Below are 23,796 nucleotides of genomic sequence, written 5' to 3' on the forward strand. Positions count from 1 at the left end.
GTTGAACAAAGGTGTAGACGTTCTATTCTACTTGAAATGTTTAAGAAGTTGTGAACATGTCAGCCTGATTTCTAAGAAATAATCACTGCATGTTGGCACGTCTATTTAAAGCCTCTACTTCTCTTTCAATCGTGTCAACGTCGATTCGCTCAAACAATGGCTTAACATGTTTTACTGTCGTCGCATACGTCCCCACCGGATACCAAGTCCAATCAGACAACCCAATCATGTCCTTGACAGCTTCACTTGAGAACGGTAAAAACGGATGCAACAGCTGAGCAAGATTGGCAATCAAGTACGTGCACGTCGCGAGTGTATGTTTACAATCGTCAGGCGCTTCCTTGATTTGGAGCCACGGCTGTTCTGTATCGAAATATTTGTTTGCTTTGCGAATCAAGGCAAACACGCCTTCCAGCGCCTGTTTAAAATGAGCCGCTTCAATAAGTTCACTCGTCTGACGATAGCAGTCAAAAACGTCACGTTCAATTTGCTGATCAACTGTACCCTCGGGAATGACACCCTCATATGACTTTACGATAAATTTTAACGTTCGATTCACAAAATTTCCATATGCACCTAACAATTCACCATTGTGACGATAGATAAACTCTCTCCATGAAAAATCCGCATCACGCTGCTCTGGGGCGTTGATCGTTAAGAAGTATCGAATCGTATCAGGGTGATATTTTCCGATCAAATCAGGCAGCCAAACCGCCCAATTTTGACTCGTTGACAGCTTTCGTTTTTCAATCGTTACATACTCATTTGAAACGATGTGCGTCGGCAAGCCGGCAATATTTAGCCCCATTAACATTGCCGGCCAAATGAGGGCATGAAACGGAATGTTGTCCTTTCCGTGGACGTAATACGACCTCGTGTCTCTATGCCAAAACGGCTCGTCATCCTTGCCATTCTGTTGTGCCCACAGCTGACTTGCCGAATAATACCCAGCGACGGCTTCAATCCAGACGTACAGCTTTTTCTCTTCGTACCCTTCGACGGGGACCGGTACACCATTTGGCAGATCGCGTGACACCGCTCGATCGTGCAGTCCTTCGTTTAGATATCGCTCACACAATTGAAGCGCATTGTCACGCCAGCGTACTTGTTCACTTGCTTCGTGAACGTAGTCTTCGAGCTTTTGTTGAAATGCGCTTAATGCGATGTAAAAATGCTCGGTCCGTTTGGCGATTGGTGTATCACCACACAGCTTACATGACTTCTCAAGCAACTCTAACGGATCTAAGAGCTTGGAACAATGATCACACTGATCTCCTCTGGCCTCTTTGCTACAATTCGGGCAGGTCCCCTCAACGTATCGATCCGGTAAAAACTGTACGCACGTTTGGCAAAACGCCTGCTCGATCTCTTTTTGTACAAAAACCTCGATCTAACAGCTCTAAAAACATCTTTTGCACGGTTTGATGATGATGCTCTCTATCTGTACGTGTATAGCAATCGTACGTAAATCCTAACGCTTGAAAGCAACTAAGGAATTCCTCATGATAACGGTCGGCAATGTCCTTTACCGAAACACCCTCCTGTTTCGCCCGAATCGTAATGGGCGTGCCGTTACAATCACTCCCGGAAACATAAAGAACCTGGTCTCCTTTCATACGATAATAGCGCGCTAACACATCTCCTGACAGTAAGCTGGCGACATGCCCTAAATGAAGCGAACCATTCGCGTATGGCCATGCGCCTCCAATCAACACATTCATTTTACTTTCCTCCTTTTTTGCATAGAAAAAACCCCGCCCAAAGACAAATAGTCTAAGGACGAGGTTGACTAAATCCCCGTGTTACCACCTTCATTTACGAACCACTCACATGGTTCGTCTCCATAAGTACGGAACAAAAATGTTCTTATACTCTGGCATTTGTAACGAGTGCCACATCTCGTCATCGCCTTACTGACATGTGTAAGCTCGGCGATGCTGCTCAGAGACCATATTCAATCAAACATTCTCTGCTTCTTTTCAGCAAACGAAGCTCTCTGTAAAAAAATGACCTTGATTTACTCTTCTCATCATTGCATTTCTTATTGAATCTTATTTTACCATAAGAATGGCAAATGTATGCTTTATGATACAATCTTTGTGCTATCCTTTAGAGACGAACAAGCGTTAAAAAAGGAGTGGTTTCCGATGAACACTAGCTTTGATCACATGATCACATTTGATACTGAAGTTGACATGGCCTATATTCACTTAACTGAGCCGCTGAAATGTAAAATCACATCAACTGAAGAGGTATCTGTCAACCATTGGATCATGGTCGATATGGGCCGTGAAGCGCCCATCATCGGCATCGAATTAGACGGTCCGTGCGCAAAGAAAATACAAGCAGTGCCGCTTGAAGACCGGACTTTTACAACCGCATCAACTCGTGCTGGCGAACGTTATTTCTTCTTCAGACTGGATCAGCAACCGATTAAAAACACCTTCTCCTTCCAAGGGAGAGAGGAAGTCAAATTTCTTTTTGCCGATGAAGCGTGCACAGACTTTATTGGCGTCGAAGTGTACGGAGACAATCCATATTACGACGCCTATTTAAGCCGTTGAGCTTTTTTCTTTAACATCCTGTATAAAAAAAGCAGGATGTTTATTATTTGCTCTGCAATCAGCAAGACTTTCGCCTCTTTTCCTCCCTTTATCCAATGCATAAATCCGTACTGATCTTCTCACACTACATATAGTTTCAAAATACAACGGGGGAGGTGAGGCTAAAATGAGTAGAATTACGATGCCGCAGCTCTTTGCCATTTTCCTCTTAAGCACTGGCTTGAATAACCACGTCATCGTCATTCCTGTCCTCATTAGAGCTGCTGGAAGAGATGCATGGATTAGCATCTTAATCGGCTACGCACTGATTCTCATTTTGTCCCCATTGTTTTTATACGTATTGCGACAGTTTCGTGATCAATCTCTGTTTGACTGGTTATCCGAAAATTATTCCGACCGAATAAGTAAACTCATGGCAGCCTTAATCTCTATTTTCCTTTTTATCGCTGGCTGGATCACATTAAAAGAGACGATCCTCTGGACAAATGAAACGTATTTATTTTATACACCAATGGTCGTAATCGCTTTACTCATCTTAGCTTCATCGCTTTACATATCGTTTGGAAAGCTTAATATCATCGCCATTTGTGCCGGCATCCTGCTTCCATTAGTCGTGCTGTTCGGCGTTTTTGTTGCACTTGGGACGATCCCCGACAAACAATATCAGCTCGTGGCGCCTGTCCTTGTGGAGAACGATTGGTTTGACGTTTTTCATGGAGCCGTCTATTCGTTTGGTTCGATCATGGAACTGCTGTTTCTCGTCTTACTTCAGCACCAAGTCGTGCAGCAGATCAAATTTAAGCATTTTATTGCCTTATTGATCTTTCTAATGATTTTAACGGTAGGACCATTAATTGGGACGATTGCTATTTTTGGAGTGGATGAAGCTGCGAACCTACGCTATCCAGCCTTTTTTCAATGGCGAATTGTCGGCATAGGCAATTATTTCAATCACCTTGATTTCTTATCGATTTATCAATGGTTATCAGGCATCTTCATCCGCTTAGCGCTCATTCTATATTTAATCACGCATTCTTTTAAAGTCACCGATACAAAAAAGCGTTTCCGAATTCAACTTACCATCGCTATTGTTTATCTGTTATCAATCATGGCGCAAATCTCGGATGAACAATTTCTCTCTTTTTTATCACGCTATTATTACTTGGGAAGTGGCATCTTTGGCATCAGTTTCGTTCTGCTTCTCTTCGTATTTATAAAAATCCCTAAAAGAGGTGAGAACACAAATGGGAAAAACAACTAAAACGAGAGAGGAATTTATCAAGCATCTGTTTCGCAACAGTTCGGATGTTGTTGTGGAAATACATGACATTTTTAATGAGTCAAAAATAAATGAGATGCTCGTCATTTATTGTCAAGGGTTAGCGGACACGAAGATGTTGATGGACAGCATTCTCCCAGACATTCAAACGAACTATTATTATCACGGCTTAAAGAGTATGAGAAGCATATCCCCCTCGGAGAAAGTTTTTTCGCAAACGGATGATATGGAGCAAGTGCTCACTGAAAAAGTATTTAATGGATTTACCGCGATTATTATCGCTGAATACATTTACTTTTTTAATACGGCGAATCCACCGAAGCGAAATCCTGAGGAGTCAAATTCAGAGGTATCTGTCCGTGGGCCAAGAGATGCGTTCGTTGAAGACATTCAATCCAATTTTGCTTTAGTTAGAAAGCGTGTTAAATCAAATTCACTTGTCACTAAATCCTTTGTCATTGGAAAGCGTAGCCGCACCCAAGTACAATTGGTTTATTTAAGTGATATTCAAGATGAGAAGCTCATCGACGATGTGACTGAACGCTTAAATCAAATTGATATTGATTTTTTATCAAGTGATAATCAATTGTTAGGTTTACTTGGACACTCCCATTATTCACTTTTTCCTCTGTTAGAGTCTGTCTCGAGACCTGACGGCGTCGTGACGAGTTTGTCTAGAGGACGATTTGCCATTTTTATTGACAATGTTCCTAATGTCATTGTTGCACCAAGTAATTTAAGTCTTTTTTTAAAAACGTCTGAGGACGAGTATACGCCATTTTATTATGCGACGTTTGAAATTCTTCTTCGTCTGACTGGCCTTCTCATTTCCTTATTTCTTCCTGCCGCCTGGGTCGCCTTGACCTCCTATAACGTTGACCAGATTCCGTTTCAAATGCTGGCTACGATCGCTTCATCCCGGATCGGTATACCTTTTAATTCGACAATTGAGATTTTAATCATGCTCGGCTTATTCGAGCTCTTTCGTGAAGCGGGCGTCCGATTACCTAAGCCAGTCGGACAAACGGTCGCTGTCGTTGGCGGGCTCATTGTTGGTGACGCAGCGATTAGAGCTGGTTTGACCTCCCCGACAATGCTCGTCATTACAGCAATTACCGTTGTCGCTACGTTTACCCTCGGCAACCAAGCACTGTTTGGGACCGTCTCTATCATTCGAGTGGTGTCGTTACTGTTTGCTTCTGTCTTAGGGATGTTCGGCTTTTTAATTAGCGTGTTTTTGACACTAGGGTATTTAGCAAAGCTCGAGTCCTTTGGTATTCCTTACTTAAGCCCTGTTTCTCCATTTGTCCGTGCCGATTTCGTAAAGGCGTTTACTAAACCTCCTGTGGTTAAGCAAAACAAACGTGCCGCTATTTTGCATCCAAAAGACGGCGACAGACAAGGTGAAGAATGATGAAACCTCTCAAAATTGTACTATTTTGCAGCTGTTTACTTTTCATATTAACAGGTTGCTGGGACGCTAAGGAGATTGGCGAAGTGAATTATGTCACTGCCTTAGGCGTTGATTACGCTGATGAACAATATATCATTTACGCACAAGTACTGGACTTTTCCAGTGTAGCCAAACAGGAGACTGGAAAAGCAGCGCAAGCCTCGCCTGTTTTCATTGGCAAAGGCACGGGTTCAACCGTTCATCATGCCATTGATGAATTAACACGAACATCCCAACAACCGATGAATTGGTCACATGTCGCTGCCATTGTCTATTCAGATAATCTCTTAAAAGCTGGTATGAATCAAGTCCAGGAGTCACTACAAAAAGATGGTCAATTGCGCTACACATCATGGATGTTTGGCACAAAAGACCCTATCGAAGAGATATTGAGCGTCACAGGCTTTTTCCAACTCCCGCCTGTTTATACGATGATCTACAAACCGATGGACATATTTATCGAAAATTCGTATGTCAAACCGCTTCGCATGCATTCATTTGTTGCGAGCTATAATGAGCCTGGCGGGTCTGCTTTGCTTCCCTCCATTCGTATCAATACAAAAAGTTGGCAAGAAGCGCAAAAACAAACTGAACCAAAAAAAACGTATGAAATCAATGGCGCGTTTCCGGTGTACCATGGTAAAAGCGAGGAGATGTTAACTTATCAAGATTTGCTAGGACTCCGTTGGGTAGAAAATACAGCGAGAAATACGTCCGCTCCTATTGTCCAAGACGATGAGAACATCGGCTCTGTAGATGTCTTTGATCCTTCAGCAACATTTGAAGTCATCAAAAAAGATGGTGATTTTCGTTTTAATATTGCAGTAAAAGCTAAAGGATCGCTAACCGACATTAATCACCCTTTACCTACAAACGACATCGAAAAGCTTGTCGAAGCCCAAATCGAAACAGAAATACGCCAAACGTTTTTGCACAGCCTTGAGAAAAAAGCGGACGTGTATAATTTAAGAAACAAGCTCTTTCGAAATGGCGTACCACCGGAACAATTAGATGAGCATACCATTACTGCAGATGCACTTGATACGATTTCAGTTGAATTTTATTTAGAAACGAAAGGGGTGACAGACCGATAAAGATCAGTAGCCTAGCACGGTCTGGTATTTAAACAAAGCATCCGTTTCACACTACGTGAACGGATGCTTTGTCGATAAACACGCTTGTTCGGTGCTGTCATTTCACCTGTGGAGAAAGTCTAACATCACTTTGACTTCACACTGACGAACAGACGCTGTTCTCTTTTCTTTATTTTGTGATGAAACGAGCTTGTTCTAACAGCTGAACAATCATCTGGACAGCTTCTGCACGCGTCATCGTCGCTTCTGGTTTAAAGGTGAAATCTTCGTATCCATGGACAATATCTAACGAAGATAAGGTGTTAATCGCTTGTTGCGTAGCATCGGTCAGATGATTTACGTCTGTAAAGGAACGCTCTGTTTGTCCCTCTTCTGGCATCTCCATTGATATGAAATCAATCACATTGGCAAGAATGACAGCTGCTTCGTCACGAGTGATTTCTTCATCTGCCTGGAACAATCCTTGGCGATCGCCTTGAAGAATTCTCTCCTCTATCAGTGCTTGCAACGCGCCTCTGTACCAATCATCTTTTTCAACATCCGAAAATGTCTGCGCATCCGAGCTCTCCATACCTAGCCCTAAACTTCTGGCAACGATCGTAGTAAACTCTCCCCGTGTAATCGTATTTTCCGGTTTAAAGCTCCCATCTTTATACCCTTTCACAATGAGCTTATTGCCAAGTAAGTGTGCAGTATCTTCCGCCCAGTGACCATCCATATCTGTAAAGGCAACCTCATGTCGAATAACTGCGTACGACCCATCTCCCCGGTGCTTCAAGATAGCGATATTCTCTCCATCGACGTTAGCAAAGACTGTAGGGACGGGTGAGATTGTACCATCGTCATGGACGATCACCCCAACAGCTTGGTGACCCGATAACAATGGATCGACAGCAAACGCCCGATCCGTATACGAGGAACTAAAAGGTTCGACGTTAAATGTTTGCTCACCAGTGGAAATGGCAGCGGTAAACTCAAACACCGGTGTTGCTAATGTTGTTTTCCAATCTTGGCCTGCGAATGCCCATGACTCTTCAATATGCACTTCCACTTGCGCATCAAGCGCTGCTTCTTCACTAACACCTAATTGCTGCGCGAGATCGGCAACATTCAGAGCATCTGCCCGAACAGAATACTCTACATCGCCAGCTTTAATGATAAACACATGGTCTTCATTGTGCGCAAGAGCAGTGCCAATATCACGTACTGTGAGCAACACCTTTGCACGATTATCTTTGAGTTCCACTGGAATCACAAACGCACGTGCCTCTTCAGAATCAGTCAGTTGCTCAAGCAGTGCTTCGCTGTCGAGTGTAACAACTGCTCCCTCATCAGCATTTTCACTGCTCACAATCACTTTAGGATTGACAACAACTACGTTTTGTACTGGCGTGATCGGCTTTATCAACGGTACTTCGTTTTTTTCGTCTTCATTTTCCTCTTGAATCTCTTCTCTGTCCTTTGGCTCTTCTTTTTCTTCCTTAGGACCTTCGTAGCGTGAGCCGCCACCCGTTCTTTCCTTTTCAGCACGGGTCACAGTAATGGTGTACTCTTTTTCGGTCCCATCCTCTGCCGTCACTGTAATCGCTACTGTATTTTCTCCTTCTTCTAATTCAATGGCCGATGAAGGAAACCCATTTTCTACAGTCGTACCATTAATGTCTACTGTAGCCATGCCTTGATCGACAGTGGGCGTCACAGTAAGTTGACTGACGTCGTATTCGACCTCTAGTGAATAATCTGTCGTGTCCGGTGAAAAGTCAGGCGTCAGCATGCCCGCACTAAGGTCCAATGCCCTTAAATTCGCATTTTCGGACAACACAGTCACCTTACCAGCATTAAACGTCGCTTCCAATTCTTCGTCATTTTCATCGATCAGTTCAGAGGAAGCAAAATCGATAGGAAGATCTCCTTCGCCTTCCGCAATCTCAAAGTCCACTGTAAATAATTCACCGAGCTCCGTAAGACTCTCGTCAAATTGGCCGTTAATCACATGTTCATTAACGTCAAAGCTTGTCGCTCCACTTTGATCTTTCACTTCAATCAACGTCAGCGCATTCGGATCATAATCTAATTCAATCGTGTATGCTTGGATTCCTGATGTAGAAGCGTCAAGTTTGACCGGAATCTCAACGGTGTCACCTATTTTGCCCGTCACATGACCTGCACTGACGGACACCTTTCCTTGACGGAACACGTCAATGGTATATGTCTTTGTCGTGTCATCTTCTGCCGAAACAACGACTTCTATCGTATTCGTACCAACATCTAACTCGATATCACCTGACGACTGACCACTCTCTACGTCTTGATCATCAACTGTAACCTCTGCCTTGTCGTCTGCTACCGTTGGTGTAACAGAAATCTCCGTTACTTCATTTGCCACGCTTGCCGTATAATTCGTTTTTTCAGACGCAAAATCTTCATTCAGTTCACCTTGACTCAACGTAACATCGCTTAAAAACGCATTGTTGGAAGGAATGACTTCAGTTGTGGCACTCGCTGCCTCTTCTCCCGTACCATTCTCATTTTTTGGAACAACTTTGACTAAAATCACTTTGCCTATATCAGAAGCTTTGATCGTATACGTATTCTTCGGTGAAGCTGGCTGTACTTCTGTTTCATTCTCTCCTTCATGATCATAGCTAAAAAAGGCATACGTCGTCCCTGATTCTTCATCACCATCTTCATCTTGATAACCAGAGGTTGCTGTTAACTTTTCACCGACTCGTGCCGTTCCTGTTAGCGACGGAGAGGCGGTTGGTAATGCATCTTCGTGTAGTTCACCTTGCAAATACTGATACAAACTTTGATTTTCCAATGTTAGAATATCTAACTTTCCATCACTGTTAATATCATAGAGCATCAGCTGCGTCGGCCAGTGAGAAAACGTTTCTAAAGATTGATCTGGTGTCTCATTGAACGTTTCTGCGCCTTGGTTTAAGTAGATATCAATTTTTTGTGACAATAGGACAATATCAAGTAAGCCATCGTTATTAACATCTCCAACTTGGATACCTCGATAGATCAAGCTATCTTTACGTAATGTCTTTCTATCAAAACCATCGTTAGCGCTATTTCTTGTAAACAAGATCACTTCGCTTTCAGACTGGCCGTTATCATTTCTGACAAGTACAAAATCATCGTATCCATCTTGATTAAAATCGCCGACAGAAACATACAAAGCCCTAAAAGAAGACCCGTCATGCGGAATCCTTTCTTGCTCAAATGTTCCGTCACCATTCCCTAATCCAACGGTATAATAATGGCCCTCATCAGGATAAGGAGCATAATTGGCAATAAAATCAAGATGACCATCCTCATTAAAATCGCCGACATCAACACTGTTATTTCCAATATTAGACTTATTATCAATGCTGGTGTTTTGTATAGAAGAAAACTTAACTTGATCCTCTGTGCTTCCATTGACTCCTAACAGTACTCCGGAGTTCGTAAACCAAAGTACATCAGGCTTTCCATCATTCGTGAAATCTCCTGATACGATGCCTTTCCCATAAAAAGAAGAATTGTTCAACTCAAATGTCGAGCCAACCCGATCTAGCCGACTGTCAGTAGGATTCCATTGATAAACATAATTCCCACCATTCGGTCCTGCTGTAACTAAATCTAAATAACCGTCTTCGTTTAAATCTACAAATTCCGTTCCATAAAATGACTGTTCCTCTCGAGCAGAAGGCGATTGATCGCTTTTCTCTTCTCCTACATCCCGTAAAAGCTTTAATTGAGTCTCCGTTTTGTAAGGATCTCGATCCACCACATGGATTTCTTGACCAAACACATGTACGCCGTCTTTATCCTTACCAATGGACACTGCAGGTATTGACCCGATAGCTTCCTCCGATACTTTAGTACCTTCCTCAAAGAAAATCGTTGGTCTGTCTTCTGCATATGCGTTAGGTTGCTCTCCGACAATGCCAAAGCCTGATATGACTAGTATACAAACGAGCACCCTATACATGAGTCGGCGACCTCTTCCTTTCTTACGATTCATCCCATCACCTCTTCATTTTTTGTAGCTAAATTATACTAAAATCCTTCTTAACAAAAACTTAACGAGGGAAAAAAGACCTATAAAAAGGGAAGATTTGATGAGCTTCCCTACAGAGTAAAGAACAAGTTTAATCTAGATTTTTTCTACATCTTTTTAGTTGTCAACCTAAAAACTTTCTCTATTCTTCATCCTATTACCCAACATTCGGCCCCTCGTGACTGCTCACTGATTTCGTTGCTCGTACAAGGCGGATCAATCTGTATTGTTTCCCCGGTTCCTACGCTTCGGAAACGTAAGCGTCACTATCGTACCTACGCCTGGCTCACTCTTTATCATTATAGCTCCCCCAATGATATGCCCCATTCGCTGTTGGATATTTTTCAGTCCAACGCTTTCTCCACAATGTTCTCCTTGTAATAAAGCCTGGAGCTTTTCTTTAGACATCCCTGCACCATTATCTTCAATGACAATTTGGACATGGCCATTATCCTCTACAATGGACAATGTCACTATGCCTCCTTCTGCCTGCTTAAGAATCCCGTGACGAATGGCATTTTCTACGAGTGGCTGAATCATCAACGGCGGAATATCGAGAGAAAAACCTTCGGGAATATCTTTGACAAACGCAATTTTTCGCTGAAAACGTGCTTTTTCAATTTCGATATATGCCTGAACGAGCACCATTTCCTTTTCAAAAGGAATGAGTTGATCTGTATTCGCAAACTGAAAGCTGCCGCGTAAATAATCGGCCAAATAAGCAATCACATCCCTTGCTTTATCAATATCTGTATAACTTAATGAGGAGATCGTATTAAACACGTTGAATAAAAAGTGTGGTTTAATTTGCGATTGTAAAAAAGCCACTTCAAAATCGATCGCTATTTGCGCAGAATACTTCATCATCAGTAGATTTTCCACTCGTGCTAATATTTCTGAGACATCAAAGGGTTTTGGTAAAAAGTCATTTGCGCCAGCTTGAAACGAGGCAAGCTTTTCTTCTGTATGATGGCTGGCTGTCACCATTAAAATCGGTAACTCAATACTTTTATATTGTCGACGAACGTGTGTGCAGACGTCATAGCCGGACATCCCTGACATCATTAAATCTAAGATGATAAGATCAACTTTTATTTCTTGAACGATCTCAAGTGCTTCAACTCCGCTTTTTACTGCGATAACTTTATATTGTTCAGACTCCAATAAGTCAATAAGCACTTTTAAATTCGCAAAACGGTCATCGACAACTAAAATGGTAAACCTTCCTGTTAGTTTTGAAATATAGGGGGTTTTAAAGAGCATTTCACGTCCATCATCTTCATCAACAGCAGCCGTTTGTAAAGGGGAAACTGGCTGTTCTTTAGTCATCGGAAGGATGCATGTAAAGGTAGAGCCCTGTCCTTCGACCGAGGTGACCTCAATGCGACCACCTTGAAGATTCGCCAACTGTTGCACGATGCTTAGACCTAACCCTGCTCCTTCCTCGTCATGAAACTGCTGAAAAGGAGAGAAAATATTGCTTAACTGTTCTTTAGTCATGCCTATTCCCGTATCAGTAACAGAAACTTCCACCATCCCGTCCCGAACAACAGCAGCCAATGTCACCTGACCACGTTCAGTGTATTTTAATGCATTATCGATCAAATTACTGATCATTTGGCGAAAACGAACTTCATCGGCATAAACATACGGAAGATCGTTTGGAATTTGCTTGATCATTTGAATTCCCTGTTCTTTCGACTGAAAAGAAAACATTTTGATTAAAAGGGAAACAGTACTATCAACGTCAACTGCCACCGGGGTGACCTTCATTTCTCCTTGCTTTATCTTTTCCAAATCAAGAATGTCATTCACAAGACGAGACAGCCGTTTGGCGATTCCAGACATTAACGAGAGATTGTCTTTTTGGTCTGGTGTTAAGCGGTCTTGTGACTCGTGTATCATGACTTGAGAAATGTTTTGAATTGCATGAAGAGGCGTCTTAAACTCGTGTGACGTTTTAGCTAAAAATTCGTCTTTGAATTGATCTGCTTTGATCAACTCTTTCGACAATGAGTCCACTTTTTTGAACGCATTAGAAAAGCGGAGCGAAAGCAATAAAGCTAACATGAGCACGAATATAATGACTTCTATTGGAAAATAACTTCCCATCACCTTGCCATACATATTAAACATTTGAATCATTGTATACATGCTCATCATCGTTACAGCAATGATTAAAAACCACGTACCTTCTTCCTTCTCCAAAGCCGCCAAAATAAAAACATACGTAAAGTATATAGATGTACATAGAACGTAAATAAAATTAAAGATATGGATTTCAATCGGTATATAAGTTGGAAAGGCGACTTGATATAATAAATAGATCATTCCTATGATTGCACCAAAATAGACAAAGCTTTTTGAAATCAGCGATTGAAAGGCATGGTAAAGATAGAAATACAAAGCAATATATCCGACTAAGGCAGACGAATATTGCATTTTCAATAGAAGATCATATGGGATATCAGGAAAGATAAAATAAATAACCTTTTCACCGTGAAGCGAGGAAAACAACCCATAGCCAAAACAATAGATCGAAAGAAGGATGAGCGAGTGATCATCTTTTCTTTGAAAATACAGCCCTAATAAATAGAGACCCATAATAAATAACGCTGTAATTAGCACAAAATCGTGCATGAGCGAGTGATCACGAAGCTGAGAAATCTGAGCGTCCGTCCCAAAATAAATGGGACTTGCAATGCCTCCACCAACCATATAGTGATAGTTGGCTACTTGAACAACAATTTCATTCATTCCCTTTTGCAAAGGAAAATACGTCACATAGGGGGTGTTTTCGGGCGTGTACTGCCATTTATCTTCATCGGGGCTCCCGCTCTGCCCCACCTGTGCGCCATTGACATATATTTTATTAGACATACGAATGGCATTCGTCTTAAGCCCATATAATTGTTCATCATTTTGAATGTTCACCTGCAATCGATAGGTCGCTTTTCCGAAATGATCAAGTGACGCATCCTGATCTGTAGACCACATATGAGGAACATACGTAAATGAAGGTGTTGGCTCACCATGCGCCTGTACAAAATCGATCGGGGTGAATAGCTGATTCGGGTAAAATTCCCACGTTCCTTTTAAGGGAAACGGCCCAGCTTCTTCAATATTCGTTGATGACACATCAAAAACACCTGCGATTGCATCGGGAAGTTCCTGTTCATCTTTATTCGTAAAATATAGTAAAACTAGAAACATGCCTATGTATAAAAACAAGCAAAGGGTAATTGTCGTCAGTTTCTTTTTCATCTCTCATCTCCCATCTAAAACCACTTGACTACTGCTTGATTGTTTGCTCAAGTATCTGCGTCGTTTGTAGACCAGGCTCGATCCCTAACTCCTCATTCAAATTTTCCTTAAAGCGTAAAAACGTTAACAGGGCCCCTGTTCGATTATTCATCTTTAAATGAATATTTATCAAACGCTGACATGTATCATCCGAGTAAGGAGAAAGCGTGAGCTCTTTTTCTGTATACTTAAGCGCGCGTGTCATATCTCCCTGCTTCTCATAAAATAGGGACAGCTGTTGAAAAACACTCGTCATCTTCGCCCGAATATAGTCTCTTTTTTCTCGCGCCCAATCATAGGAACTCATAAACTCATCATTGTACATAGACGCTAATGCCTCGTAATGTTCTTTATTTTCTTCCTGAATCGGCAGAAGAGATTTATAAAGCTGCGACCATTCAATCAAATCACAATGTATTTTGCAAATATCAAAGCAATAACCGCTCCCCTTTTTAAGTACGACCTCCTCAAGACCATACGCCTTCAGCGTTTTTCTTAAGTAAGAAATACACGTATAAAGACTTGTTTTTCCTTTGTCAACACTTACATCAGGCCATAAAGCGTCAATAATAAAGTCTCGACCCACGACGTTTCCTTCGTAATAAACAAGGAAGGCACAAAGCTCCTTTGCCTTATTCGTACGCCATGATAACGGCTCGTTACGATCTCTTAACACAACATCAAACTGACCAAAGCACCGAATCGAAATAGAGGGCTGCTCGGCCGTCGTTTGGTTTAAGATAGCTGTCTTAAATAAGCGTCGCACTGACTGATGCAATCGTTGCTTTGTCACTGGTTTTAATACATAATCCATCGTCTCAATTTCAAAAGCTTCAACAGCAAAATCCATATGAGCTGTCACAAATATCAATTTCGTCTGATCATTGTGTTTGCGAATTTCACGAGCTACGTCCATTCCTGATAAACCAGGCATTTCGATATCTAAAAATACAGCATCAATCTGCTCTTCTTTCATATGTTGCAGAGCATCGAAAGGATCTGTATATGCTCCTTGGATTAAAACATAGTCGAAATCACTTAACAAAACCCTTAAAATATGCAGACCTGTTTCTTCGTCATCAATTAAAAGTACTTTGATCATTACGATGAACCTCTTTCTGAATTGTCTTATGGCTAAACTCTCTTTATCCTTACAATGACAATCAAGTATCTATGCTGTCGGCCTTTAGGTCATTCGACCGAATAAGTGTACCAACTATACAACGGACGTTCTCAACCTTTTTTAAGTTTAGCAAAGATATTATTAACAAAAACTTAAAAATAAATTTTTATGACGAATTTTTAAGTGAATTTTAATTGATTTTTCACCATTTATCTGAGATCAAGTTAAACGAAAGCAAAAAACCTTCGATCTCAATATGGATCAAAGGCTCTTTGCTTTCGTTTTCATCTCATGATTTAACGTATAACTAACTTTTTATCACTTAAACCGAGTGTTTGTGCTGTCGATTGATGGACATCTTGCAATAGTGCAGGATGTTCGATGAGAGACATACCGTATGAAGGAATCATTTCCTTTATTTTTGATTCCCATTCATTTAGATGCTCAGGAAAGCATCGTTTAATGACATCCAGCATGACCTGTACTGCTGTAGAAGCACCTGGAGAAGCGCCTAGTAAAGCAGCAATTGATCCGTCCTCAGAAGTAATGACTTCCGTACCAAATTGAAGTGTTCCTTTACCGCCGGTCTCTGTATCTTTAATCACTTGCACGCGTTGACCAGCAACAACTAAATCCCAATCCTCGATTTTTGCGTTTGGGATAAATTCGCGTAGCTCTTCCATACGTTGCTCTTTTGATTGCATGACTTGCTGAATTAAGTATTTTGTCAAAGCCATCTGTTTAGCGCCTGCTGCAAGCATTGTTAATACGTTGTTCGGTTTCACCGATGTGAGCAAATCAAACAGAGAACCCGTCTTTAAAAATCTTGGGGAAAAACCGGCAAACGGACCAAATAATAACGATTGTTTATGATCGATGTATCTCGTATCAAGATGCGGAACCGACATTGGCGGCGCACCGACCTTTGCTTTGCCGTAGACTTTCGCTTGATGCTGAGCAACGACATCCGGATTTTTACACACCATAAATAGACCGCTTACAGGGAAACCGCCAATATGCTTCCCTTCAGGAATACCTGATTTTTGTAGTAAATGCAGGCTACCTCCCCCGCCACCGATAAAAACAAACTTTGCTTTGTGACGCTCAACCTGACCTGTGTCCAAGTTACGCACTTTCACTTCCCACAAGCCGTCGCTCGTACGCTTTACATCATCCACCTGACGCTTATATTGAATGTCGACATTTTCGCGGTACAAATGTTCGAATAGTTTACGCGTTAAAGCGCCGAAGTTCACATCCGTACCTGAGTCAATCTTTGTCGCCGCAATTGGTTCATTGACTTGGCGACCTTGCATCATCAGTGGAATCCATTTCTGTAACTTCTGAGGGTCATCAGAAAATTCGATGCCTTTAAAAAGCGGGTTGCGCACCATTGCCTCATACCGTTTTTTCAAAAACGCTACATTTTGCTCCCCATGCACGATACTCATATGAGGTAACGGCATAATAAACTCCTGTGGGTTTTGGATTCGTTTTTGATTCACGAGGTAAGACCAAAACTGCATCGATACTTGAAATTGTTCGTTGATTTTATTTGCTTTGCTCAGATCAATTGAGCCATCCGGCTTTTCGACAGTGTAATTCAATTCACATAATGCCGCATGACCTGTTCCTGCATTATTCCATTCGTTTGAGCTTTCCTCACCTGCACTTCCGAGCTTTTCCAAAACGGTAATGTCCCAGTCTGGTACTAGTTCCTTCAAGAGCGTTCCTAATGTCGCACTCATGATTCCGGCGCCAATTAAGATGACGTCGGTCGTCGTTTTACTATTGCCCATTTTTATCAACCTTTTTTTCTAAAATAATTTCTATATAAAGATAGGCGGCACACTAAGGCTAGGCGCCACCAATTTGCACACGCTTTTGTTTTTCTATGATTACCTTATCATAGGTTAATAGATGAGAGCACCTACCACCTTTTGTAAATACATTGGTGCTGACTAGCGGGGTAGACGTAGACATAAACACAGAAAAACAACCTTGAATACTCTGTTTTTCACTCTAATGTATGGTGCTTCATCTTGATATTCACCTTTACTTATCATACCACACCACATACCGGAATCATTACAAAATACATCATTTATCATAGAGAATTGACATTAAACTGTCGATGAAGCTGTTGTTCATGTGTTGTCACACTTTGCTTCCTTCCCGCTCCTAATCAATCAGACAGGCTGAAAACACGATGAAACTAAGCAAAGGTAAATGCATATGTGAATAGGTGCATACTTCTTCTCAATGAAAAAGCTACATCCAAAAAAGCCAGGGCGTCTCTGCCCTGACTAATTCAAACCGCTCAATGCTGACTCACATCTTGAGGATATGCAGTTCTTTCTGACTCCCTAACACTTTGTCTTTTGTGCTTGGAAACAGAAAAATTATGATAAAGAGATGCCGTCACGCCTTTCCTCCATTTGAATGGCTCCTTCACGAACCACATATTGGCGGTGACATAGGTTCTCCATGAACTCTAAGTCGTGGAAAATGCCTAGCATTGTCGTACCTTCGTTCATCAATCGCTCAATTAAATCTTTCACTTTCATTTTTGAGGCGTGATCTAGGCTTGCTGTCGGTTCGTCAAGCAATAGCAAGCGCGGGCGCTTCACCATCGCTCTGGCGATATTTAAACGCAACTTCTCTCCACCTGAAAACGTTGCTGGATAACTGTCCCACAACTCTTGGTCGAGTTCAAAATGCGTCAACATCGCTTCTGTCTCTCGTTCGGCAAAATCTTCTGGGTGCCCCATCTCCATCACTGCCTTTTTGACACACTCTCTTGCCGTCGTGCGAGGCATCACGTTTAAAAATTGCGAGACGTACCCAATCTCCTTTTTACGCAGCTCAATCATTTTCCGATCTGATACTTGCGCAAGATTGACTGATCCATATAGGGAGGAGTTGTATGTAATGACCCCATCCTGCGGGACGTACGTACGGTAAACACACTTTAAAATCGTCGATTTTCCGCTCCCGCTCTTACCGGTAATGCCGACGAATTCACCTTGCTGAAGATGAAAGCTGATGTTGTCGATCGCTTTAATCTCTTTATTCAAGTTCTGCAAGTGGAACGTTTTAGATAAACCTTCAACAGTAAGTATGTTGCCCAAATCGTCGTCACCTCCTATAGTTGGTTCTTTGCATGACCTGACCGTCGACAAATACGGTTGTGATCACTGGATAATCACGCTCATTTTTTTCGATAATCAACACGTCTGCTTTTTTGCCTTCTGCGATCGAGCCAATGTCATGGTCGATGTTTAACGCTTTGGCAGGGTTCAGGGAAACAAGCTTAAACATGTCAATCAAATTCATTTGATATTTATTCTCGAGAACAAACACTGCGTGTAGTAAGGACGCCGGATAATAATCGCTGCATAAAATGTCGATGCACTGATTTTTCACAGCCTCTGACGCAGACAGGTTTCCGTTGTGCGATTTCCCTAAGATGACATTTGGTGCGCCAGCGACCGTATGCATTCCTTTTTCCTTCGCCTTCATCGCTACTTCCATCGTAATTGGAAATTCGCTAATCTCGGCACCGAAGCTTTCAACAATTTCTAATTTTTCAATTGTATCGTCGTCGTGAGAAGCGATTGGAATGTTATATTCTGCAGCCAATTGAGCAATCTCTTGCAGTCCTTCTGTCGTCAGCTTCTCTTTAGACTGATGGTCATTAATGATATCGACAATTTGTTCATCCGACAAATCATTATAACCTTTTAGCGTTTCACGGTACCCTTCCAAATCTCGATACTGACCTTGTCCCGGTGTGTGATCCATAAACGAGATCAAATGAACTTTTTCCTCAGTAATATAATTTTTCAATTGGTCAATCTCTTCGATATTATCGATCTCAAATCGTGCATGAAATCGATGACGTACGAGATGTTTGCTTTGATGTGTCTGTTCAATTTGATCAACTAAACGCCTCATATTTTCTGGCTCGCGGATTGGACGATAGTTAAATTCACCCGCTTTAAAGATCGCCAGCGAATGATACATCGTCGTAATTCCGTGAGAGACAAGGTGCTTCTCCGTTTCGATGAGACTAAGTTCAAAATCGATTAATGAAGTGGGTCTTGGGGCTGCCATATGCTCAATATAGTCAGAGTGAATATCGATAAACCCCGGGGACACATAACCGCCGCGTGCATCAACGATTTCTACTTCCTCATGAGGCTCAATTTCCCCTTGTAAAGCAATCTTTGCAATACGATCATCTTGAATGAGAAGGTCGTACCCTTGCAAAATCGCATCCTCTGTGACAATGAGACCGTTCGTAATTAAATACATGGATTACCTCCTTCAATATTACAACAGTGAGTGTACGAGCTGTTGTGTATAAACGTGCTGAGGATCTTCTAAAATTTGATCGGTTAGGCCTTCTTCGACAACTTTGCCATCAAGCATTACCATCGTTCGGTCGGCCATCATACGAATGACGCCGAGGTCATGCGACACGAGAATCATCCCTATATTTAGTTCCATCTGCAATTGTTTGATCAAATCGAGGACATCTGCTTGAACCGAGAGATCAAGCCCTGTCGTGACTTCATCTAGCAATAAAATCGGCGGGCGATTGGACAGTGCTTTCGCAATCTGCACCCGTTGTTGCATGCCACCAGAAAATGTCTTTGGCGCATCCATCATTCTAAATAACGGAATGTTTACTTGCTCCAAAAGCTCTTTTGCTCTTCCTTCCATCGATCCAACGTGTCGATTACCAGCCGCAATCATTTTCTCAGCGATATTACCGACTGAAGTAAAATCCATGCGTAACCCATGAACCGGATTTTGATAAACCATGCCCATGTATTCGTTGCGAATCGTCTTTGTTTGTTGTGCAGACGCTTGAAACATATTGCTTTTTCCGTCTTTATAATGCTGAAGGTAGCCTTCGCCGCTCGTCGCCATTTGATCGAAATAAATACATTTCATCAAAGTGGATTTACCACTACCACTTTCACCGACGATTCCTAACACTTCCCCTGCCCAGAGGTCTATATTGACATCCTGACAAGAGTAGACAGTGCCGCACACTGGACAGTAGTTCTTTTCCAATTTTCGATTTTCCTTATCTTCACAGTTGCTGCACCCGTCTCCAAATTGCTTGTTTAATTGCTGAATAGTTAATACTGGCGCTTCCCATTCAATCATTTCTCGGTTCACCTCCCTATGAAAATTGTTCATTCATCCGACTGATGCAATGGTTCGTATCGTTACACAAGTAATAGACTTGTCCCGTTTCTTCATCAATTAATTCATCCAAAAATGTATCGTTCGCTCCACACTGCTTACAGCTTTGCCCCGGAAACGATTCTTTTTCAAACGGAACGTCAGCAAAAGCGAGCGAAACGACATTTGTATGTGGTGGTACAGCATATATTTTTTTCTCGCGACCGGCTCCTAATAAAATCAACGCTTCAGAATGATCTAGCTTATCATTGTCAAATTTCGGAATTGGGCTTGGAGCCATGACATACCTGTCGTGCACCCAAACCGGATGATCTGCACCGGTCGACATTTTTCGAAATTTCATAATCTGCTCGAACAGCATAAGCCATGCGCCACTATAGTCTTTTTCTGCATGTAGCTTTTTCGTTTTCTCTTCACTCGGCTCATATGGTCGCAATGGTTCGGGAAGCGGCACTTGCAGCACTAGGATTTGTCCAGCTTTTAACGGCACTTCAGGAACGCGGTGTCTTGATTGAATGAGCGTCGCGTCCTCGGTATCTTCCACCACTGGCACACCTGTTGTCTTCTGGACAAGCTTTTTAATGCTGACCGCGTTCACAGACTCATCAGAACCTTGGTCAATCACTTTCAGCGAGTCAGCCTTCCCGATTAATGATAAGGTGAGCTGAAGTCCGCCCGTTCCCCAGCCACGACCAATCGGCATCTCTCTTGAAGCAAATGGCACTTGGTATCCGGGAATTGCAATGGCTTTTAATGTCGCTCTTCTAATTTCTCTTTTCGATCCTTCATCAAAAAAAGCAAAATTATATTCTATCTGCATCCCTTACACCTCCTCATCATCTGTTGTCTGCTCACGCTTTGTGCCGCGAACATCGTTTAGCGTTGATTGGAAAGTGACGTAATGCGGCAATTTTAAGTGCGAGATAAAGCCTGTGGATTCTACAGAATCGATATGCTGCAAGATAAATTCCTCGTTTTGCGTCGGTACGTTCTCATTGTTTGCCTCTAGACTTTTGTCCAAAATACTCATCGAGATCGCCTTCGTTTCATTCTGTCCGTAGCAAAGTCCGTAACCAAATTCAAACGACAGCTCTTTCTTTCCTCGTTCCTTCTCTATCGTGACGGGAATCAGCATTTCTACTTCTGTCGCCTTAATATCGCCAATATAATAGGTATCTTCCTCATCCGAATCTGAATGTAAGGGGTTATCGATGTAGATAGGCAACGTCCCAACTCTAAGCTCTCCAACGGTAGGATGAACATCGCCATATCCACGAATCACTGCATAGGCCAGTGAGGTTACTGCGCCTGTTTGGCCCCTCGTTAACATCTGCAGTTTTTGACTGCGGCTGGAAGGGAAGGTTGCACTTTTTCTCGTTACATCATAAGGCTCGCTATGATCGATTGGGCAACTGGCAACAAGACCTTCTCTTCGCAAATAGTCAATGACCTTTGGAAGTTGCGAGACATCCTGTGTGTCGTCAAGCGCAACACTTTCATCTTCTTGTTCTTGCTCAAAAGCAGTGAGCCATTCTTTCACTCCTGATTCGGTTTCTTCGAGTAAAGCAAAATCGAGCAGACGATGACTGTAATCAAGCGATGCACCAAGAATTTGACCACCTGGAATGTCTTTAAAGCTGGCGGAAATTCTTCTTTCAACAGCCATCCCTTCTGACGTCACCGTTCTTGAATAATGCTTTCTCGGTAGTGTCGAGCGGTATGCTCGTAGTAGAAAAACAGCTTCTTCAGGATTTCCTTCTGCTTGCTTAATGGCGAGCGCAGCGAGCGTTTCGCTGTACAAGCTGCTTTCTGACATGACTTGGTCTATCAAGCCTCTCATGCCACCCTCAATGTCTTTCATATCAAGGACAGTGCCCTGTTTTATTCTTTCATACTGAATTCGTTTTAATGACTCTTCAATGGCGGACGCCCCGCCTTTAACCGCTACGTATCCCATACTAGACCTCCTGCTGTAAAACTTTAGTCGTTCTCGGCAGGCAGAGCATCTGATGATCGGCATCGACAAAGACCATATCAACACCAAGTGGATAATCACTGTTTCTCTGCTCCCGAAGCGATAACCAAGCCAAATCGGTACTGACTTGGACTTCGTTTTCATCTTTAATACCCGGACCAGTGAGCTTCAGCGTATGACCCTCAGTAAGAGAATCGACTTCTATAATGATCAATGCTGAATCATGCGGATCGTTGAGCTCACCAACTTTCGCTTTGGAAAGCACTTGCTTTAGGTCTTCATTTACTGCTTCTCTCGTCACAAAGATAAAATCAGCTTCGCCAATTTCCGCCGTTTTCGCATAAGTCAATTGGTAAAAACGATTTTTGACTGCCTCTCCCTGATGTGATACGACATGAAAGGTAACCTCCGTATCGAGAAGCATCAGTGCCAACAGCAAGCTCGAATGATAACAACCGTCTTCTTCTTTCACGCTGTTACACTCCGCCGACAAATCGGAGAGCACCCCAGGCCTAGACATGGCATCGACGACTTTCCGGTACAACGTTTGAATATCATGGACCAAATCTATCTTCATCAAGTTTGCTCCTCTCAATCTTGGTCCGTGACCATTGTTTCAAAGTTTACTTTCGTTCTAAGGACTTTCGCCGCATTTGCTTTACGGGCGCGGACAAGCTTTTCCTCTTCAGCCTGTAACTTCGTCGCCCATTCGTTTGTTTCTGGTAAATTCGCTTCGTAAGCGGCATCGATCACTGCAAGTTGATAACTAAGCTCCGGCTCAATCCCTTTTACGATACCTAACCCGATCTTGTCTTCAATTTGCACTCTGCACTCTGTCACAAGCACTTCTCCTAAATAAAATAAACTGTTTTGGGCACTTTCTCTCATTTTGACCATAATGAGTCCTTGATTCGGCTCTTCAATCGTCGTCACTGAATAGCGATCAGACACTTCTTGAGCCATCGAAGAAGAGAGCTCTAGGGAACCATTAATCAATATTTCCGTACGTTTTTTTCGCTTCATCCTTTATCCTCCATCAACGCTATAAGTAAAATAGTCACCTCGGTACAAAACCTTGCTGTACTCCACTGTCTTTCCGGAATTAAAATCGACGCATTCCGAATCTACGACCATTAGTGGAATCAAACCTGAACAAGCGAACCATTCTCGCTCATACTTATTGGCATAAGTCATCTGTAACCTAATCTCTTTTGAGCGAAGGTCTGTATATCCCTTACTTTGGTAAAAGTCATACATTGACGTGATGTTATTCCCTTGCTGTTCAATGTTGTCAAACATATGCTCAGCTACATAGGAGATGTGCAAGGCGATTGGGACGTGATCGACGATGCGCAGCCGCCCGATCTTAAATACCCGCTCGTTCTCTTCAACTTGAAGCGCCCGATAAATCTTGTCGTTATACTCAATTGGTTCACAGAAAATATTTTTTGACTCATAGTTATATCCGAGCTCGAGCATTCTTTTACTAAAGCTTTTATATGTGAACAAGACGATCGGAATGTTTTTCTGACGGTCCTTTACAAACCTGCCTTTTCCTTGCTTCGTGTAAATATAGCCAAGTTCTTGAAGTCTTTCATACGCCCTTCTGACCGTGATGCGTGGCACACGAAATAGATGTGCTAATTCATTTTCGGATGGCAATTGATCATCAGCTTCGTATTTTTCTCCCTGCAGATGTGCAATTAAGTGATCAACAATGTCTAATTCCTCAGGCAC

General features: G+C 42.3%; 16 protein-coding genes, 1 pseudogene and 1 other annotated feature. Of the genes and pseudogenes, 4 read left to right on the forward strand and 13 right to left on the reverse strand.

Annotated elements, in window-relative coordinates:
* Window positions 1–82 precede the first annotated feature (82 nt).
* Window positions 83–1,721: pseudogene (gene metG, locus G4V62_RS08930) on the reverse strand (methionine--tRNA ligase).
* 51 nt (window positions 1,722–1,772) lie between these two features.
* Window positions 1,773–2,042, reverse strand: a binding site (T-box leader).
* Window positions 2,043–2,147: 105 nt separating this feature from the next.
* Between metG and G4V62_RS08935 the strand changes: the two are divergent.
* From G4V62_RS08935 to G4V62_RS08950, 4 genes are all read left to right on the forward strand, one after another.
* On the forward strand, window positions 2,148–2,564 hold the full coding sequence (locus G4V62_RS08935) for a DUF2283 domain-containing protein (protein ID WP_165201345.1): 417 nt from the start codon (window positions 2,148–2,150) through the stop codon (window positions 2,562–2,564).
* A gap of 166 nt (window positions 2,565–2,730) precedes the next feature.
* Window positions 2,731–3,825, forward strand: a complete 1,095-nt coding sequence (locus G4V62_RS08940) for a GerAB/ArcD/ProY family transporter (protein WP_165201347.1) — start codon at window positions 2,731–2,733, stop codon at window positions 3,823–3,825.
* Complete coding sequence (locus tag G4V62_RS08945) at window positions 3,809–5,257, forward strand: spore germination protein (RefSeq protein ID WP_165201349.1); 1,449 nt, start codon at window positions 3,809–3,811, stop codon at window positions 5,255–5,257. The genes G4V62_RS08940 and G4V62_RS08945 overlap by 17 nt, the downstream gene beginning before the upstream one ends.
* Window positions 5,257–6,390 (forward strand): Ger(x)C family spore germination protein, encoded by a 1,134-nt coding sequence (locus tag G4V62_RS08950; RefSeq protein ID WP_165201351.1) that lies wholly within the window; start codon window positions 5,257–5,259, stop codon window positions 6,388–6,390. The genes G4V62_RS08945 and G4V62_RS08950 overlap by 1 nt, the downstream gene beginning before the upstream one ends.
* Before the next feature lie 169 nt (window positions 6,391–6,559).
* On the opposite strand, the gene G4V62_RS08955 is transcribed toward G4V62_RS08950, so the two are convergent.
* The 12 genes from G4V62_RS08955 to G4V62_RS20565 form a co-directional block, all read right to left on the reverse strand.
* Window positions 6,560–10,402, reverse strand: coding sequence for a cadherin-like beta sandwich domain-containing protein (locus G4V62_RS08955; protein ID WP_165201353.1), 3,843 nt, complete (start codon window positions 10,400–10,402; stop codon window positions 6,560–6,562).
* A gap of 252 nt (window positions 10,403–10,654) precedes the next feature.
* Window positions 10,655–13,702 (reverse strand): ATP-binding protein, encoded by a 3,048-nt coding sequence (locus G4V62_RS08960; protein ID WP_165201355.1) that lies wholly within the window; start codon window positions 13,700–13,702, stop codon window positions 10,655–10,657.
* Between the two features lie 28 nt (window positions 13,703–13,730).
* Window positions 13,731–14,843: a response regulator gene (locus G4V62_RS08965; RefSeq protein ID WP_165201357.1), complete on the reverse strand. Its 1,113-nt coding sequence runs from the start codon at window positions 14,841–14,843 to the stop codon at window positions 13,731–13,733.
* Between the two features lie 317 nt (window positions 14,844–15,160).
* Window positions 15,161–16,663 carry a malate:quinone oxidoreductase gene (locus G4V62_RS08970; RefSeq protein ID WP_165201359.1) on the reverse strand — a complete coding sequence of 501 codons (1,503 nt, stop codon included), beginning with the start codon at window positions 16,661–16,663 and terminating at the stop codon, window positions 15,161–15,163.
* 603 nt (window positions 16,664–17,266) lie between these two features.
* The gene (locus G4V62_RS08975; RefSeq protein WP_165201361.1) at window positions 17,267–17,995 is read right to left on the reverse strand and encodes a phosphonate C-P lyase system protein PhnL; all 729 of its coding nucleotides are present in this window, start codon (window positions 17,993–17,995) and stop codon (window positions 17,267–17,269) included.
* Window positions 17,996–18,002: 7 nt separating this feature from the next.
* Entirely contained in the window at window positions 18,003–19,181 is a 1,179-nt protein-coding gene (gene phnM / locus G4V62_RS08980; RefSeq protein WP_165201363.1) for a phosphonate metabolism protein PhnM, read from the reverse strand.
* 18 nt (window positions 19,182–19,199) lie between these two features.
* Window positions 19,200–20,045 (reverse strand): ATP-binding cassette domain-containing protein, encoded by an 846-nt coding sequence (locus tag G4V62_RS08985; RefSeq protein WP_165201365.1) that lies wholly within the window; start codon window positions 20,043–20,045, stop codon window positions 19,200–19,202.
* A 16-nt stretch (window positions 20,046–20,061) separates the two neighbouring features.
* A complete protein-coding gene (locus tag G4V62_RS08990; protein WP_165201367.1) occupies window positions 20,062–20,904 on the reverse strand; it encodes an alpha-D-ribose 1-methylphosphonate 5-phosphate C-P-lyase PhnJ in 843 nt (280 codons plus the stop codon).
* 3 nt (window positions 20,905–20,907) lie between these two features.
* Complete coding sequence (locus G4V62_RS08995; protein WP_165201369.1) at window positions 20,908–22,041, reverse strand: carbon-phosphorus lyase complex subunit PhnI; 1,134 nt, start codon at window positions 22,039–22,041, stop codon at window positions 20,908–20,910.
* A 1-nt stretch (window position 22,042) separates the two neighbouring features.
* A complete protein-coding gene (gene phnH / locus G4V62_RS09000) occupies window positions 22,043–22,636 on the reverse strand; it encodes a phosphonate C-P lyase system protein PhnH (protein WP_246218351.1) in 594 nt (197 codons plus the stop codon).
* 14 nt (window positions 22,637–22,650) lie between these two features.
* Window positions 22,651–23,082, reverse strand: coding sequence for a phosphonate C-P lyase system protein PhnG (gene phnG / locus G4V62_RS09005; RefSeq protein WP_165201373.1), 432 nt, complete (start codon window positions 23,080–23,082; stop codon window positions 22,651–22,653).
* Window positions 23,083–23,085: 3 nt separating this feature from the next.
* Window positions 23,086–23,796: a GntR family transcriptional regulator gene (locus tag G4V62_RS20565; protein WP_165201375.1), complete on the reverse strand. Its 711-nt coding sequence runs from the start codon at window positions 23,794–23,796 to the stop codon at window positions 23,086–23,088.

The organism is Litoribacterium kuwaitense, assembly GCF_011058155.1.
Taxonomy (GTDB): Bacteria; Bacillota; Bacilli; order Bacillales; family DSM-28697; genus Litoribacterium; species Litoribacterium kuwaitense.